Origin of the sequence: Sphingobacterium sp. UBA7631, assembly GCF_002483935.1 — a bacterium.
GTDB lineage: Bacteria > Bacteroidota > Bacteroidia > Sphingobacteriales > Sphingobacteriaceae > Sphingobacterium > Sphingobacterium multivorum.
The window spans coordinates 1067916-1081925 of the sequence record NZ_DLIX01000010.1 but is presented as its reverse complement, the minus strand read 5'-3'; the positions used below and the strand labels follow the sequence as shown (position 1 = coordinate 1081925).

General features: G+C 40.2%; 18 protein-coding genes. 8 read left to right on the top strand and 10 right to left on the bottom strand.

The genetic code is table 11. The features are described from left to right. Window positions 1-90 precede the first annotated feature (90 nt). Entirely contained in the window at window positions 91-1002 is a 912-nt protein-coding gene (locus B3P16_RS21210) for a zinc dependent phospholipase C family protein (RefSeq protein ID WP_236560165.1), read from the bottom strand. A 219-nt stretch (window positions 1003-1221) separates the two neighbouring features. On the opposite strand from B3P16_RS21210, the gene B3P16_RS21205 reads away from it, so the two are divergent. The 3 genes from B3P16_RS21205 to B3P16_RS21195 are packed head-to-tail and all read left to right on the top strand — an operon-like array spanning window position 1222 to window position 3838. Beyond that, the gene (locus B3P16_RS21205) at window positions 1222-2208 is read left to right on the top strand and encodes a glycosyltransferase family protein (RefSeq protein WP_046675898.1); all 987 of its coding nucleotides are present in this window, start codon (window positions 1222-1224) and stop codon (window positions 2206-2208) included. Between the two features lie 6 nt (window positions 2209-2214). Beyond that, window positions 2215-2946 (top strand): FKBP-type peptidyl-prolyl cis-trans isomerase, encoded by a 732-nt coding sequence (locus B3P16_RS21200; protein WP_286844257.1) that lies wholly within the window; start codon window positions 2215-2217, stop codon window positions 2944-2946. Continuing rightward, window positions 2933-3838, top strand: coding sequence for an aldo/keto reductase (locus B3P16_RS21195; RefSeq protein WP_286831965.1), 906 nt, complete (start codon window positions 2933-2935; stop codon window positions 3836-3838). Before B3P16_RS21200 ends, B3P16_RS21195 begins: the two co-directional genes overlap by 14 nt. Before the next feature lie 6 nt (window positions 3839-3844). On the opposite strand, the gene kdsB is transcribed toward B3P16_RS21195, so the two are convergent. The 4 genes from kdsB to mazG form a co-directional block, all read right to left on the bottom strand. Next, the gene (gene kdsB / locus B3P16_RS21190; protein WP_070568708.1) at window positions 3845-4588 is read right to left on the bottom strand and encodes a 3-deoxy-manno-octulosonate cytidylyltransferase; all 744 of its coding nucleotides are present in this window, start codon (window positions 4586-4588) and stop codon (window positions 3845-3847) included. An 88-nt stretch (window positions 4589-4676) separates the two neighbouring features. Next, a complete protein-coding gene (locus B3P16_RS21185; protein WP_046675902.1) occupies window positions 4677-5294 on the bottom strand; it encodes a deoxynucleoside kinase in 618 nt (205 codons plus the stop codon). Between the two features lie 12 nt (window positions 5295-5306). Then, window positions 5307-6305, bottom strand: a complete 999-nt coding sequence (trpS, locus tag B3P16_RS21180; RefSeq protein ID WP_286844255.1) for a tryptophan--tRNA ligase — start codon at window positions 6303-6305, stop codon at window positions 5307-5309. 76 nt (window positions 6306-6381) lie between these two features. Then, on the bottom strand, window positions 6382-7194 hold the full coding sequence (mazG, locus tag B3P16_RS21175; protein ID WP_046675904.1) for a nucleoside triphosphate pyrophosphohydrolase: 813 nt from the start codon (window positions 7192-7194) through the stop codon (window positions 6382-6384). Between the two features lie 143 nt (window positions 7195-7337). Between mazG and B3P16_RS21170 the strand changes: the two genes are divergently transcribed. The 4 genes from B3P16_RS21170 to B3P16_RS21155 all read left to right on the top strand — a co-directional run bounded on the left by B3P16_RS21170 (window position 7338) and on the right by B3P16_RS21155 (window position 9816). After that, complete coding sequence (locus B3P16_RS21170) at window positions 7338-7637, top strand: hypothetical protein (protein ID WP_046675905.1); 300 nt, start codon at window positions 7338-7340, stop codon at window positions 7635-7637. A gap of 4 nt (window positions 7638-7641) precedes the next feature. Then, entirely contained in the window at window positions 7642-8166 is a 525-nt protein-coding gene (locus B3P16_RS21165) for a hypothetical protein (protein ID WP_070568706.1), read from the top strand. A gap of 107 nt (window positions 8167-8273) precedes the next feature. Then, a complete protein-coding gene (locus B3P16_RS21160; RefSeq protein WP_046675907.1) occupies window positions 8274-8957 on the top strand; it encodes a hypothetical protein in 684 nt (227 codons plus the stop codon). A gap of 109 nt (window positions 8958-9066) precedes the next feature. Beyond that, entirely contained in the window at window positions 9067-9816 is a 750-nt protein-coding gene (locus B3P16_RS21155) for an SDR family NAD(P)-dependent oxidoreductase (protein WP_070568703.1), read from the top strand. Here the strand turns inward: B3P16_RS21155 and B3P16_RS21150 are convergent. The 5 genes from B3P16_RS21150 to B3P16_RS21130 all read right to left on the bottom strand — a co-directional run bounded on the left by B3P16_RS21150 (window position 9787) and on the right by B3P16_RS21130 (window position 13134). Then, a complete protein-coding gene (locus B3P16_RS21150) occupies window positions 9787-10029 on the bottom strand; it encodes a hypothetical protein (protein ID WP_286803250.1) in 243 nt (80 codons plus the stop codon). The two genes, B3P16_RS21155 and B3P16_RS21150, sit on opposite strands and share 30 nt — an antisense overlap. 13 nt (window positions 10030-10042) lie before the next feature. Beyond that, the gene (locus tag B3P16_RS21145; RefSeq protein ID WP_286831690.1) at window positions 10043-11602 is read right to left on the bottom strand and encodes a sulfatase family protein; all 1560 of its coding nucleotides are present in this window, start codon (window positions 11600-11602) and stop codon (window positions 10043-10045) included. Window positions 11603-11754: 152 nt separating this feature from the next. Further along, window positions 11755-12339: a YdeI/OmpD-associated family protein gene (locus tag B3P16_RS21140; protein WP_236560166.1), complete on the bottom strand. Its 585-nt coding sequence runs from the start codon at window positions 12337-12339 to the stop codon at window positions 11755-11757. Window positions 12340-12347: 8 nt separating this feature from the next. Then, entirely contained in the window at window positions 12348-12812 is a 465-nt protein-coding gene (locus tag B3P16_RS21135) for an SRPBCC domain-containing protein (RefSeq protein ID WP_070568828.1), read from the bottom strand. A 1-nt stretch (window position 12813) separates the two neighbouring features. Beyond that, the gene (locus B3P16_RS21130) at window positions 12814-13134 is read right to left on the bottom strand and encodes an ArsR/SmtB family transcription factor (RefSeq protein WP_046675911.1); all 321 of its coding nucleotides are present in this window, start codon (window positions 13132-13134) and stop codon (window positions 12814-12816) included. A gap of 208 nt (window positions 13135-13342) precedes the next feature. Between B3P16_RS21130 and B3P16_RS21125 the strand changes: the two genes are divergently transcribed. Beyond that, window positions 13343-13975 (top strand): hypothetical protein, encoded by a 633-nt coding sequence (locus B3P16_RS21125; protein WP_286844253.1) that lies wholly within the window; start codon window positions 13343-13345, stop codon window positions 13973-13975. Window positions 13976-14010 lie beyond the last annotated feature (35 nt).

Genomic DNA, 14010 nt, shown 5'->3' with positions numbered 1-14010 from the left:
TTTTACGCTGCAAAAGTAGCTTAGCAGATTAAAAAACAAATAGTCCGGTGTGAATAATACTGGTAGTCCGGATGATGTTTTATAGCCTTTTTACATCCATTCTTCTCTACCGATACGCTTTTTCCCTGTTATATCGATGTGATCTTGCTTGTTGGTGCTTTTTATTTTTTCGATGTTGGTCAAATCGGGTTGGCCAGATTCGAGCCAGGCGGAATACCAATAGGAGGCAACACGTAAGATGGTTTTTTGCATTCTCCTTTCTACCATACCGTTCATGGCTTCATGATAGGCTCTGGCATAATTATCAGAGTAGGTCCATACCAATTGATTGTTTCGTTCAATAAATGATTTTTTTTGAGATGCCTTAAATTGACGATCGAGACCAGCTTCAATCGTTAAGACAGAATCCACAAGGCGATTACTTTCGTAAACAATAACCCAGGCCTCTTGTAGAGGATCTTTGATATAGCTCGCTTTTCCGACGCGAAGGTTGTATTTTTCGGAAAACATTTCCGGTAAGCGGCTTTCCCAGAATGCATGTATGCCTAGTTGATTGGTGAGCTGTCCATTGTAATTTTTAGTCGTATGCAATGGAACATGGGCGTCTGCAATATAATGGCCCAGTTCTGCTGAGTGTTTGATGATTCGTTTATAATCTTTTGCTTGAAAGGCCTTAACAAGCTTTTGATAGGTAAGGTTGATTTGCCAGGGTACTATACCATTTTTTAACAATTGACTTTCTTGAAATCTTTCTTTGGCTTGTGACCAATGTAGGGGTATGGTGTCAATTGTACTTTCCTTAAGGTAGTCCTCCATATCGATAAAATGTCTCGGGCCTTCAGCGCTATCTGTGAAGCAACGTTTGTCTGGATCGACCGCTTTTTCGGTAATAAGGTCGATATTGGATTTATAAAATTTTGCCAACTTTGCTGGTAGGGAGAAAACGGCATAATGATTAATTTTTTTATGCGCAAAAAATCCCCACGATGTTAAAATTAGCATGGCGATTATGCAAAGCATCTGATAAAATAGAGACTTCATGGGGTATCAAACTGGCTATTAATTAATTGTTGATATTAAATATACATAAAGGAAAATTAAAAATGGATTAACTGTATTTTTTATTGATGTTAATTTATATTTTCTTAACATAACTAAGCAATAAAATAATATTGATACTCGTTAAAATTGATTAATTTGCCGACACAAAATGCAGTCGTTATGAAGATATTGTATGCCGTACAAGGGACAGGAAACGGACATCTGAGCCGTGCAATGGATATTGTCCCCTGTCTGAGGGAGTTAGGGGAAGTTGATGTTTTGGTTAGTGGAATTCAAGCGGATCTATCATTACCTTTTGAAGTGAAATACCGTTATCATGGGCTGAGTTTTATCTTCGGTAAATCCGGCGGGGTAGACCTGTGGAAAACTTTTATGAGTTCGACGATCCGCAAATTTACGAATGAAATTAAGAGCTTGCCCATCGAAAACTATGATTTGGTGATCAATGATTTTGAACCGATCTCTGCTTGGGCTTGTCATTCAAAAGATCTAGAATGCATTGGGCTGAGCCATCAGATCGCTGCTTTAGACCCCTCGAGCCCCAAGCCAGAAGATAGTGACATGTTGGGCAAATTTATCATGAAAAATTATGCCCCGTCTACCCATTCCTATGGTTTCCATTTCAAGCGGTACGGCAAGAACATTTATCCACCGGTTATCCGTAATGCTGTTCGTGAATTAAATGTCACCGATCAGGGACATTACACTGTTTACCTCCCCGCATATGACGATGCGCATCTTTTAAAGCATTTGATGAAGTTTCCGGACGTGAAATGGGATGTCTTTAGTAAACATAATTCAAAGGCATTTGACATGAAAAATGTAACGATAAGGCCGATCAATAACCAATCTTTTATTGATAGTATGGCATCTTCTTCTGGAGTTTTATGTGGGGCGGGTTTTGAAACACCGGCAGAAGCGTTATATTTGAAAAAGAAACTGTTAGTTATCCCAATGAAAAACCAGTATGAGCAGCATTTGAATGCAGCGTCATTGGAAGAGATGGGAGTGCCTGTAATTTCGAGTTTAAAACAGAAGAACATGCTGGCGATAGAAGCCTGGCTCAACAGTAAATCTAGGGTTGACGTTGATTACCCTAATATCACGCAAGAAATTATAAATGAAATCGTGCAGAAGCACCGTTAAACACACATGAAGTATATCGCATTAGCCCTATTATCCTTGACGACGGTCACAGGATTTGCTCAACAAAAAAAAACGAACACGACGGCAAAGAAGAAGGTCGTCGCAACTAAACCAAGTGCAACAAATCAACTGAAAACGAAGGCCGATTCTGTGTCTTATGCATTTGGTGCCGATATCGGAAATTCCCTAAAGTCTATTGAGGTCGATTATTTGAAGTCAGATGTCATTGCAAAAGCAATTTCGGATGTTCTGAAAGGAGAGAAGTCTCTATTGGAAGAGGGGCAAGGAAGAGCTGTTATCCAACAGGCGATCATGGACGTTCGTGCTAAAAAAGAGGCTGCTAGCCGTGCTGAAGAAGATAAATTTTTTGCCGAAAATGCAAAGGTTGCTGGGATGAAATCTACAGCTGAGGGGATTCAATATCTTGTTCTAAGTCAAACCGAAGGGCCAAAACCAAAAAGTGACGATGAGGTAACAGTGCATTATAAAGGTACCTTATTGAATGGAAAGCAATTTGATAGCTCATATGACCGTAAGGAGCCGTTGAAACTATCCTTGGGTCAGGTGATCAAAGGTTGGCAGATTGGAATCCCGTTAATGTCCAAGGGGGCAAAGTATAAATTTTTTATACCAAGCAGATTAGCGTATGGCGAACGGGCAACAGGTGAAATTCCGGCAAACAGCACATTGGTGTTTGAGGTAGAATTGCTTGATATTGGTGCAGATGGAACAACGTAAATTAGGTAATACAAGCTTAATCGTTTCGGAAATAGGTTTGGGCTGTATGTCGCTAAAAAGCAATCAGTCCAAACAATCGAAAGATATTATCCAAAAAGCTTACGAGAAAGGGATCACTTTCTTCGATACGGCTGATCTCTACGATAAGGGTCTAAATGAGATGATCGTTGGGGAAAGTGTGCAAAGCTTTCGCAAACATATTGTGTTGGCGTCGAAAGTTGGTAACCTTTGGCGTGCAGATGGATCAGGTTGGGATTGGAAGGCTTCAAAGGACTATATTATCAAGGCTGTGGAAGGTTCCTTGTCACGTTTAAAAACGGACTACATCGACCTCTATCAGTTACATGGTGGTACGATAGAAGATCCGATAGAGGAGATTGTTGAAGCGTTTGAGTTGTTGAAGAAACAAGGGAAAATCCGTGCTTATGGTCTTTCATCAATTCGCCCAAATGTTATTAAGGCATTTTTATCCAAATCTGATATGGCCTCAGTTATGATGCAATACAGCTTATTGGATAGAAGACCTGAAGAAGAAATCAGTAGCTTATTGGAAGAACGGGGGGTAAGTATCGTCGTACGCGGCGTATTAGCCAAAGGTGTTCTCATTAACAAACCTATTGAACCTTTCTTGCAGTATAGTTCGGGAGAGGTGGCCCATATCGTGAGAAACTTGGCAAATCTTTCCAAACGTATCGGAAAAGACAATATGATTGTTGCTCTTTCTTATGTGCTTTCTAATGTAGCAGTAGCAACAGCACTTGTTGGTGTGAGTACCAAATTGCAATTGGATGAATTGATCAGAGCAAAAGAGCAGATGATCAAATTCAGTGATTCGGATAAGCAGCTTCTATTGGAAGGTGTCCGGTCGTTATACTATACCGAACACCGGTAAGCTTTACTATTTATTGAAAAATAGTCTTAATATTTTAGCGAGGTCTTCTTTTGTATCCACAGCGACAGTTTCATGCGTTGTAATTGCCGTTTGAATGGCGTAACCATTTTCTAACCAGCGCAGCTGTTCCAATGCTTCTGCTTCTTCTAGCATAGAAATAGGAAGTTGTGTCAGGGCTTTTAATGTATCTACCTGGTAGGCATATATTCCGATATGTTTATAGAATGTTTGCTTGTGTAGCCATTGGTCTTTTTCCACAGCTCTTAAAAAAGGAATGGTCTGCCGACTGAAGTAGATGGCTTCTCCTTTGGTGTTTCGGACAACTTTGGGTATGTTTACATTAAATAGTTCCTCTTCTGCTGTAATTTCCTTGACCAAGGTCGCAATCTGCGTAGTGGTATCTTCAAAACAACTTGCTAAAAGATCAATTTGTGCGGGGTCGATAAAGGGTTCGTCACCCTGTATATTGATGGCAACATCATAGCCTCCTATATTTGTTATGACTTCGGCGCAACGATCTGTTCCCGATTGGTGATGCGCTGCGGTCATGACGACTTCGCCACCAAAAGAGCGTACAGTCTGTGCGATGCGTTGGTCGTCAGTAGCAACAACAACCTCGTTTAATTTTGTTGATTTTTTGACCTGTTCGTAGACACGCTGGATCATCGTTTTTCCTTCGATGTCGATTAGCGGTTTTCCAGGGAATCTACTCGATGCATATCGGGCAGGAATAATACCTAAAAATTTCATTTTTTATTTTTTATCATTGGCTGAGGAAATGCGCGTTTATTAAAAAGCCTGTAAAATCAATTGACTTACAGGCTTTTTGATATCGCAGTTATTCGAACAATCCAAATAATTCGGCTTCGATCTTTTGAATGATATTTCCGAGGTCCTCTGGGTTTGTGGTAAAATCCAGATTGTCTTTGTCGAGAATCATGACCTTACCGTCTTTGTAATTATTGATCCATTTATCGTATTTATCGTTTAGCTTTGACAAATAATCCAAACGAATTGCAGACTCATAATCACGGCCCCTTTTTTGGATATTATTCACCAGGGTAGGGACAGAGGCTTTGAGGTATATCAATAAATCCGGCGGTTTGATATAGTGGATGATGCTTTGAAAAATATTACTATAGTTTTCAAAATCACGTGCGCTCATTAAGCCCATATCATACAAGTTTTCGGCAAAGATATAAGCATCTTCATAAATGGTACGGTCCTGAATCATATCAATGCCGGTTTCCTGCAATTTTACAATATGTCTAAAGCGACTGTTGAGGAAAAAAATCTGAAGATTGAAAGCCCAGCGTTTCATGTCCGAATAAAAATCTTCCAGATAAGGGTTGTTGTCTACAGCTTCAAACTGAGGTTCAAATTTAAAGTGACTGGCCAACATTTCGGTTAATGTTGTTTTGCCGGCACCTATATTTCCAACGATAGCTATGTGCATATTATTTCTAGCTTAATAAAATCTTCTAATACCAATAATCTCACGAACTTCTTTCAGGGTCTTGCGTGCGGACTCGCTTGCTTTTTCAGCGCCCATTTTTGCAACTTTAGCAATGTATGCATCATCGTTTGATATTTCTTCAATACGGGAGCGTACATCGTTGGTGGCAAGGACCATATCTTCGGCCAATTGCTTTTTGAAATCACCATAACGAATTTCACATTTGTTATAGAGTTCATCAAAATGCTGTAATGTGTCTGCAGTAGATACGACCTTCATTAAGTTAAAAAGATTTTGGATAGCTTCAGGTTTAGGCTGGTTCATCTCCGTCGGGCCTGAATCCGATACTGCGCGCATCACCTTTTTACGAATTACGGTTTCACTATCCGATAGATAAATACAATCAGCTTCACCGTTAGATTTACCCATTTTTCCTTGGCCTGCAAGTCCAGGAACTTTCACCAATTTGTCAGAATAGGAGAACGCAAATGCCTCTTTAAAATAATCTACATTATATAAGCGATTGAAGCGGTTACCAAAAGTCCGCGTCATCTCCAAATGTTGTTCCTGATCTTTTCCTACCGGAACTTTTGTGCCATGGTGAATCAATATATCACAGGCCATCAAGACGGGGTAGGTCAACAAACCTGCGTTAACATTGTCGGGATTGCTTCTAACTTTATCTTTAAAAGCTGTAGCGCGTTCAAGCTCGCCGAGATAGGCGTTCATATTCATGTATAGATAGAGTTCCGCGACTTCTGGAACATCAGATTGAACGTAAATAGTCGATTTTTCAGGGTCTATTCCTGCTGCTAAATATTCAACAATAACTTGGCGAACCGTTCCCTGAAGCCCATGAGGAGTGGGGTGGGTCGTTAGTGAATGTAAATCCGCAATGAAAAAAAAGCAATTATATTCGTTTTGCATTTTCACAAAATTGCTCAATGCGCCGTAATAATTTCCTAAATGTAATTTTCCGGTACTTCTGATACCGCTAACAACTGTTTCCATATTGCTGCGAATTTACGCATAAATTTGACAAAGTCGAATTAAATTCGGTCGCTGCCCGCCTTTTATAGGAATTGCTTTATTTTTTCAATTTTTTAGCTTCATTCCAATAAACGTCCATTTCTGCTAAACTCATTTCCTGCAGTTGCTGCTTATTTTCGGCTGCTTTTTGTTCCAGATAGGTGAAGCGTGCAATGAATTTTTTGTTGGTACGTTCAAGCGCATTTTCGGGGTTTATACCCATATGCCGTGCATAATTTATCAAGGAGAATAAGAGGTCGCCAAATTCGCCTTCCGCTTTTTCCTGATCCATTGGAAGTGCTGTCTCTAGATTAAATTCAGCTTTAAATTCGGCCAGTTCTTCCTCTACTTTTTCCCATACTTGTTTCTTATCTTCCCAGTCAAAGCCGACACCGCGCACTTTATCTTGAATACGATACGCCTTCACCAATGCGGGCAAACCTTTCGGGACGCCAGAAAGAACAGATGTGTTGCCTTCTTTGAGCTTGATTGTTTCCCAATTGGATTTGACTTGATCTTCTGTATCGGCATTAGTGTTACCGTAGATGTGGGGATGCCGCGTAATCAATTTATCACAGATTGCATTAAGTACGTCTACGATATTGAACTGTCCCTCTTCTTCGGCAATGCGCGCATAGAATACAAGGTGCATCAAGACGTCACCAAGTTCTTTTTTTATTTCGGGATAATCTTTTTCCAAAATGGCATCGGTCAATTCATACATTTCCTCCATCGTCAAATGGCGAAGGGTTTCCATGGTCTGTTTCTTATCCCAAGGACATTCAATCCGTAAGGTATATAAGACATCGAGTAATCGTTGAAATGCCAATTGAGGTGTATGCTGATAAGCTGGTGCTGCTAGATTTGCCATATTTCATCGTGTTTGGTAGCACAAAAGTAGACATATGATTTTGAATAAACTATTTCAATTTGCGGAAAACAAAACCCTTTTGTCAATCGTTTTATAATAAATTATAAAAATTAGAATTTAGATCGGATTTAGAACAATCAACTATGGAAAGAATGCATGGATACTCCTCTGCAAGTGTTGCCTTGGAAAAGTTAAACAACTTAGGTTACACAATAGACTATAATATCGAATTTGACGATTTGTTGGCTCATGCTGATGAGTATAAAATTGACTACTTATTTCGCTACGAAGGGGCGTCAGATCCTGATGATGAATCGACTGTATATGGTATCAGCAAAAATTCAGGACAGAAAGGCGTTTTTGTTGCTGGCAATTTATCTTTGATTGAAGGTAAAAAGCGCGATATTCTATTACAATTAGAGCTTAGGGAACGGGAGCGGTAGTCTTATGGGAAAAAATGAAATGGAAACCACCGAGCGGCTTGAGCAGCTTAAACTTTGGGCCCTGAAACGGGATGGTAAAGATGCGGCAGCGGAATATCATGATCTCGGGTCAGATCGTTGGTTGCAGGTGTATAGAAATGAAGCGCTCAACCTGATGAAATCTGGCGCCTACGACAAAGGGTCGAGGCTGTTTGAGTCATATGCTGAGGTTCACTACCCACACGAACTGGAAAAATTGATTGGCAAATTGGAGCGTAGTTACGACAGCTTACAGCGTTTTAGCCCAGGATTGCTTGAAGATGGTTTTTATAATCTCGTGTTGGGTGATATTCCTTTGCTTATGGCAGGTACGATCGTCGTTTTGCTTCGAACCAAAGAGTCTGATTTTCCAGCCGTTTATAATAATGATGCCGATGCCGACATGCGAAGTTCTCCAAATTGGCTTATACAGCAGTCAAACAGCGCTATTTGGGTGGATATGCACCAAACCGCATTAAATAATATTCACTACCCGGATAAAATTCTTTAGTCTGGCAAAATTTTTGTAGCCGATTGTATTAAAAAAAAGGAAAACTAACTAGGTTGTTCCTTTTTTGGATTTTTATTGAATTATAAACCCATTTTAAATTTTATTTTATGATGTTGTACATCGGCATTTTTGCTGTTATCGTTGTGGCTTGCGTGTTTTTTTCTCTTATGATGATGAAAAAGCAAAAGGAAACGGCCAAAAAATATGAAGGTGAATCCGGGATTGGCCTAGCCCCAGGTGTAAAAGATGAATTGTTAAATGATGAATTTAGCGAATTAAGAAAACAATTGAACGGCGCTCCAATCGACGCCTTTACGCAATGCGCGTATATTGCAACGGTTGGGGATAAAGTTGCTTCGGCTGCGGCGACAGCAGCGAAGACTGTTGCTTGGGCGGCTGTAGGAGTAAAGGCTCGTTACAATGAACGGGATAACGCTTCTTATCTGGTGCTTAGCAACAACGAATTGCATTACGTATTTTTTGATGAGGGGGAGGTGAGAGACCATTTGGTTTTCGATCATGAAACCTTGCTCAATGCACGGACTGCGCAGATTACAAATGCTGAAAAGGTAACGCGTATGGGCTCCGTTATGGGCTTGAAACCTAAGAAAATGCATCTTGACCTCAATGGAAATGGGCTCGATATCATGTATTATGGCACTGTTCAGCGTATGCCGCATGGTATTATTTCTCCAGGTTCAGGTATGTTTGAAACGCAAGCCAAGCTCCAATTGATGGGGCGTTTGTTTTTGGATAGATTATATAAAAAATATCCGCAGCTACAGAACTAACCCGTCTAGAAATGTCATTTTAGTTTCGTTTTAAATGAAGTAAATGTCCGCTTCTGCTTTATTCCGCGTTGCTTTTAGTAAATTGTATTTATCATAAAATTTATAACATATGAAAATTTTAGCAGATAAAGTAGCTTTGGTAACAGGAGCTGGTTCGGGGATCGGCCAGGCTGTTGCACTGGCTTATGGTAAAGAAGGAGCAAAGGTCGTTGTCTCAGATATCAATGAGCAAGCGGGCCAAGAAACAGTAAAACAAATTGAATCTCTGGGAGGAGAGGCCGCGTTCTTTAAAGCAGATAGCTCATCTCCGACTGACAATGAGGCGTTGGTAGCTTTTGCAGTCAAAACATTTGGTCGGCTCGATATTGCCTGTAATAACGCGGGTATTGGGGGAGAGACTGCCCTAACTGGAGAGTATAGTCTAGATGGCTGGAAAAAAGTCATCGATATTAATTTCAATGGCGTATTTTATGGCTGTAAATATCAGCTGGAGGCGATGGAAAAAAATGGAGGCGGAGTTATTGTGAATATGGCTTCCATTCATGGTACTGTTGCTGCTCCAATGTCAAGTGCCTATACTGCAGCCAAACATGCTGTTGTGGGATTGACAAAGAACATTGGTGCAGAATATGGTCAAAAAAATATTCGTTGCAATGCGGTCGGACCCGGCTACATTGATACCCCGTTATTGGCGAAGTTGGATAAAGAGCATATCAATGCATTAATCGGTAAACACCCTATTGGACGTTTGGGAAAGGCCGAAGAAGTCGCTGAACTGGTTCTTTTCCTAAGTTCGGATAAATCCTCCTTTATGACAGGAGGGTACTATTTAGTTGATGGTGGATATACCGCTGTTTAACAGAGGTCGTTTAATAAAAACGGGGATCCAAAGCTGGATCCCCGTTTTTATTATAATTGAGTTGACGATGGTTGGCAGCAGGTCCATATCATCCATTAAAATAATAACGGTGTTTGGGGGTGGAGCCGGTTTATTCCCATCTGTAATGGAAGCTGCAGAAGCGTCAAGGGTAAATAAGAATGGTATAAACGAAAATAGATGCTTTAAATCCATCGCTTGTATTTAATTATTTAACGGTTAAGTGTTCTTGCTTGAGGACCTGCTGAAAAGCGGGTCTTGTTGCATCATCATCGCCTGCTTCGGCTTTTAGTTTAGTCAGCTTTTTCTTCAACCGGGCAATTTCTTTGACATATTTTTTGTCTAGAATGGCGTTGTGTGTTTCCATGGGGTCCTGATGTAGATCATAGAATTCCCAGGCTGGTGCTGTTGTTTTGGAGTCACTACCTGTCATTTCTAAGGGCTGTCCGTAAAAATAAATCAGTTTGTAACGTTCATCACGGACTCCCAGGTGGGCAGGGCGTATTGGTGCATGTTGCCAGTAACGGTAATATAGGGCAGAACGCCATGCTTTGGATGTATTTCCTTTGAGGTTATTCCGGAAGCTTTCGCCTTGGATGTAAGCGGGTTTTTTGATGCCGGCATAGTCTGCAAATAGCGCAGCGAAATCGATATTTAGAATCATATCGTCTAATCGACTACCTGCTTTGATTTCTTTGGGGTAGCTGATTACAAAAGGCATGCGCAGTGATTCTTCGTACATGAGACGTTTATCCATGAAATTGTGTTCTCCCAAGAAGTAACCTTGATCGGAAGCTAGGATCACAACGGTATTTTCGTCCAAATTTGCGGTTTTAAGGTAATGCATAATTTTTCCCAGATTATCATCAATCCCAGCGACGCAACGCAGATAATCTTTGATGAACTTTTGGTAGATCTTTTTGCGAGCTTCTAAAGGGTCCATTCCTTTTGTTGAAAACGGAAGCTCGGGATAAGATGTCCAAAAGGGGCCAACCGAAGCTTGCTCATAACGGCGGCCAAGCTCTTCCAAGGGTTGGCCTTCAAAAGAGCGTCCAGTCGTGATTGCTCCTGAGTCCAAAAATGTAGGAGGATAAGGAAACTCCACATCTTTGTAGTAATCTTTGAATCGCTCAGCAAAATCAAAGGGTTCATGGGTCGCCTTGTAATGACACATTAAAAAGAAGGGTTTGTCTGGGTCGCGTGATTTTAACCAGTCCAGACTCATCGTTGTGGTGATATCATCTACATAGCCTTCGTAAGGTGTGCCAGCCTCTTCCTTATCATTCCAATTGTCTTTAGAGAGGTAAGTCGGGTTATGATAAACACCGTGTCCAGGTAGAACTTTAAAATCGTCAAATCCACTTGGCCTCTTTTTTAGGTGCCATTTTCCAAAAACAGCAGTTTGGTAGCCTGCATGGTGCAGATCCTTAGCGATGTTTTCCTTATCGGGATCCAAAGCATCTTCAAGTGTGTAAACTTGGTTTTTATTACTGTACTGTCCTGTCAGTATGGTTGCGCGGCTAGGGGTGCAAATGGAATTTGTACAGAAGGTATTATTGAGCACCGCCCCTTGACTGGCTAATTTTTCAATATTCGGATTTTTGACAAAATCTTTTAAAATATCACCGTATACGCCCCATGCCTGGGCCGTGAAATCGTCCGTCAGGATAAAGACGATGTTGGGGCGTTGTGTTGCGTTGTTCTTTTTCTGTGCTTGTGAAAAAATGGGCAAGAGGCCGCAGAGGAGCAATACTAATTTTTTATTCATGTGAATTCAGCGATATATGAGTCGACGAATTGAGTATACCGGATTACGATAATTGCTATAATCGTTCGTCTTGGTCTAGTTCTGTCTATTTGATTGTAGACAAATCTACTCTTTATAGACTACTATATCGCGAATAAACTGTAATAAATATGTTAGTCATCGACACCTTTTCCATCGAGAATATGCTGGTAGTATTTTTCGATTCTTGCCTCGCGAGTTTTCACTTGTTTTGCCTGGTTAAAGTAGAATAGATACCCTTTTTGCCGACCAGGCGTAAGTGATTGAAAGGCTTTTTGGAGCAAAGGGTCTTCCAGTAAGGCGCGCTTAAATTCTTCTGGTACAGGGTAATCAGTAGCTTTTCGCATGTCCACTTTCTTACCTGATTTTTCAATTTCGATGGCTTCCTGAATATATGCCGATATCACCTCTCGTAATGATTCAATCTGTTCAACAGTGGTGAATCTAAGCTGTCTGGCCGATTGAACATTTTCGGTTTGCTGGATCAATATATTTTTGGGATCTTTTAATAATGCACCTTTGTGGAATAGCAGTGCACAGTATTCTTTAAACCCGTGTATCAATACGACATTTTTACCTTCAAATGTATAACAAGGGTGCATCCATTTATAATCCTCTTGCAGTGTTTTATTGCCACGGACAATTTCTCTCAACAGATTGAATTCTTCATTCCATCTTGTCGCATTTTCAAAAAAATGTTCAATTTTTGGATTCATCATGTAGTGCTTTAGGTAAGTTTGGAAAGAATTTCTTGTAATCTGTTGTGCGCCATATTGATTCCTTGCGCAAAAGGCATCTGTAGCAGCTGGTTTCTAAACGCGACCGACTGAAATATAATATGGATGTGAAGCCTGCTACGTTCTGCACCTATTTTTTCAAATGTTAAATATTCCAATTGTACGGGAAATGTACTGTTTTCCATTTCAAACGTCCGTGTGATACGTTGATTGGGCAGGAATTCGTGTATCGTTCCATTTGCTTTGAACATGACCTGGCCATTATGGGAAGTTTCAAACGCATAGGAGCCATGCGTTTTATTTTCCAATTTCAGGACTTTGGTTCCCATCCACTGTTCAAAAATTTCGGGATCCTCGTATGCTTTGAAGAGCAGTTCAACAGGTAAATCGAACTCTCGTGTAATGACAATCTCCTGTTTATTATCCTCAGCCTGTACGTTGGTTTTTACCTCCATATTATTTGTTCTTGTAGTTTTGCATAATAGCTTCCAATTTATTGAATCTGTCATCCCACATTTGACGAAAAGGTTCGATGAAATCTGCAATTTCTTTCATCTTCGTTGGGTTGAGTTGATAGTATATCTCACGTCCATTTTGTTGAGACTTTAATAACTCACATGTTGTCAATATTTGTAAATGTTTTGAAACTGTCGGTCTTGCGGTGTTGAAGTTGGCTGCAATTGCACCTGCAGTCATGGCTTGTGAGGCCAAAAGAAGTAAGATCGCTCTTCTTGTTGGATCTGCTATAGCTTGGAAAACATCTCGTCTTAAGTTCATTTTGAAGTCATTTGACTACGAATATACGTGTAGTTATTTAGCTACGCAAATATTTTTTACATTTCTGTGGAGAAAATCGGTGGGCAGAAATGGAGATGACGAATAAAAATTCTTTCCTCGCGGATTTAAAATGAAAACGATCGAGAATTAAACCGACGGATCAATGTTTGGCGAATAATGCTAAATTAGGGTAATTAATTATAACAAGATGAAAACACAGTTATCGTACTTAAAAAAATTGAGCGTATTGGGGACGAAAACTTTAGTCAAATATTATTTGCTGGCTATTGTTTCGACTTTACTTTATTTGGTGGTTGGTAGTTTACAATTTAATGCTAGTCATGAAGCTTTCTTTTCGACAGTCAGTCCCGCACAAGCCGCGGCTAAATTCCTTTGGCTGATTGGATTGATCCTGCTACCAGTATTACTTTTTATTTTCAGCAACAAATATGTGTTTTCGAAGATTGCAAGTCTTGTCGTGGAGGAAAGGCAGGATGATCTCATTCTTCCAGCATTTGACAAAGTACTTTTAATTTTTCAATCAAATCAGCCCGATGTAGTACAAAATGTCGCTGATTATTCGTTTGCGAAACTTAAACTGATTAATGACGTAAAAAATACCAAAATTGAGAGCCCTTGGGTGAGACGCATTGTCATTTTTGGTCTGAACAAAGTGAAGTTTGATTCCTTGGATTTGGACAATAACACCAGCTTCTATACTATTATAAGGTCAAAGTTTATTGGTGTACTCGAAATATTGACCACAGCAAGTAGTAAGCCATTTTGGACATGTATTCTTGTCCAATGGCTTATGCTACTTTTTGTTTGGCTGACCAACTAAATGCGTTGATCACTGCAAGCAAGCAAGCAAGCAAG

What these genes read in the sequence shown, in the direction of transcription:
- B3P16_RS21210 (WP_236560165.1), bottom strand. Translation starts at nt 1,002, where the DNA reads ATGCTAATTTTAACATCGTGGGGATTTTTTGCGCATAAAAAAATTAAT.
- B3P16_RS21205 (WP_046675898.1), top strand. Translation starts at nt 1,222, where the DNA reads ATGAAGATATTGTATGCCGTACAAGGGACAGGAAACGGACATCTGAGC.
- B3P16_RS21200 (WP_286844257.1), top strand. Translation starts at nt 2,215, where the DNA reads ATGAAGTATATCGCATTAGCCCTATTATCCTTGACGACGGTCACAGGA.
- B3P16_RS21195 (WP_286831965.1), top strand. Translation starts at nt 2,933, where the DNA reads ATGGAACAACGTAAATTAGGTAATACAAGCTTAATCGTTTCGGAAATA.
- kdsB (WP_070568708.1), bottom strand. Translation starts at nt 4,588, where the DNA reads ATGAAATTTTTAGGTATTATTCCTGCCCGATATGCATCGAGTAGATTC.
- B3P16_RS21185 (WP_046675902.1), bottom strand. Translation starts at nt 5,294, where the DNA reads ATGCACATAGCTATCGTTGGAAATATAGGTGCCGGCAAAACAACATTA.
- trpS (WP_286844255.1), bottom strand. Translation starts at nt 6,305, where the DNA reads ATGGAAACAGTTGTTAGCGGTATCAGAAGTACCGGAAAATTACATTTA.
- mazG (WP_046675904.1), bottom strand. Translation starts at nt 7,194, where the DNA reads ATGGCAAATCTAGCAGCACCAGCTTATCAGCATACACCTCAATTGGCA.
- B3P16_RS21170 (WP_046675905.1), top strand. Translation starts at nt 7,338, where the DNA reads ATGGAAAGAATGCATGGATACTCCTCTGCAAGTGTTGCCTTGGAAAAG.
- B3P16_RS21165 (WP_070568706.1), top strand. Translation starts at nt 7,642, where the DNA reads ATGGGAAAAAATGAAATGGAAACCACCGAGCGGCTTGAGCAGCTTAAA.
- B3P16_RS21160 (WP_046675907.1), top strand. Translation starts at nt 8,274, where the DNA reads ATGATGTTGTACATCGGCATTTTTGCTGTTATCGTTGTGGCTTGCGTG.
- B3P16_RS21155 (WP_070568703.1), top strand. Translation starts at nt 9,067, where the DNA reads ATGAAAATTTTAGCAGATAAAGTAGCTTTGGTAACAGGAGCTGGTTCG.
- B3P16_RS21150 (WP_286803250.1), bottom strand. Translation starts at nt 10,029, where the DNA reads ATGGATTTAAAGCATCTATTTTCGTTTATACCATTCTTATTTACCCTT.
- B3P16_RS21145 (WP_286831690.1), bottom strand. Translation starts at nt 11,602, where the DNA reads ATGAATAAAAAATTAGTATTGCTCCTCTGCGGCCTCTTGCCCATTTTT.
- B3P16_RS21140 (WP_236560166.1), bottom strand. Translation starts at nt 12,339, where the DNA reads ATGATGAATCCAAAAATTGAACATTTTTTTGAAAATGCGACAAGATGG.
- B3P16_RS21135 (WP_070568828.1), bottom strand. Translation starts at nt 12,812, where the DNA reads ATGGAGGTAAAAACCAACGTACAGGCTGAGGATAATAAACAGGAGATT.
- B3P16_RS21130 (WP_046675911.1), bottom strand. Translation starts at nt 13,134, where the DNA reads ATGAACTTAAGACGAGATGTTTTCCAAGCTATAGCAGATCCAACAAGA.
- B3P16_RS21125 (WP_286844253.1), top strand. Translation starts at nt 13,343, where the DNA reads ATGAAAACACAGTTATCGTACTTAAAAAAATTGAGCGTATTGGGGACG.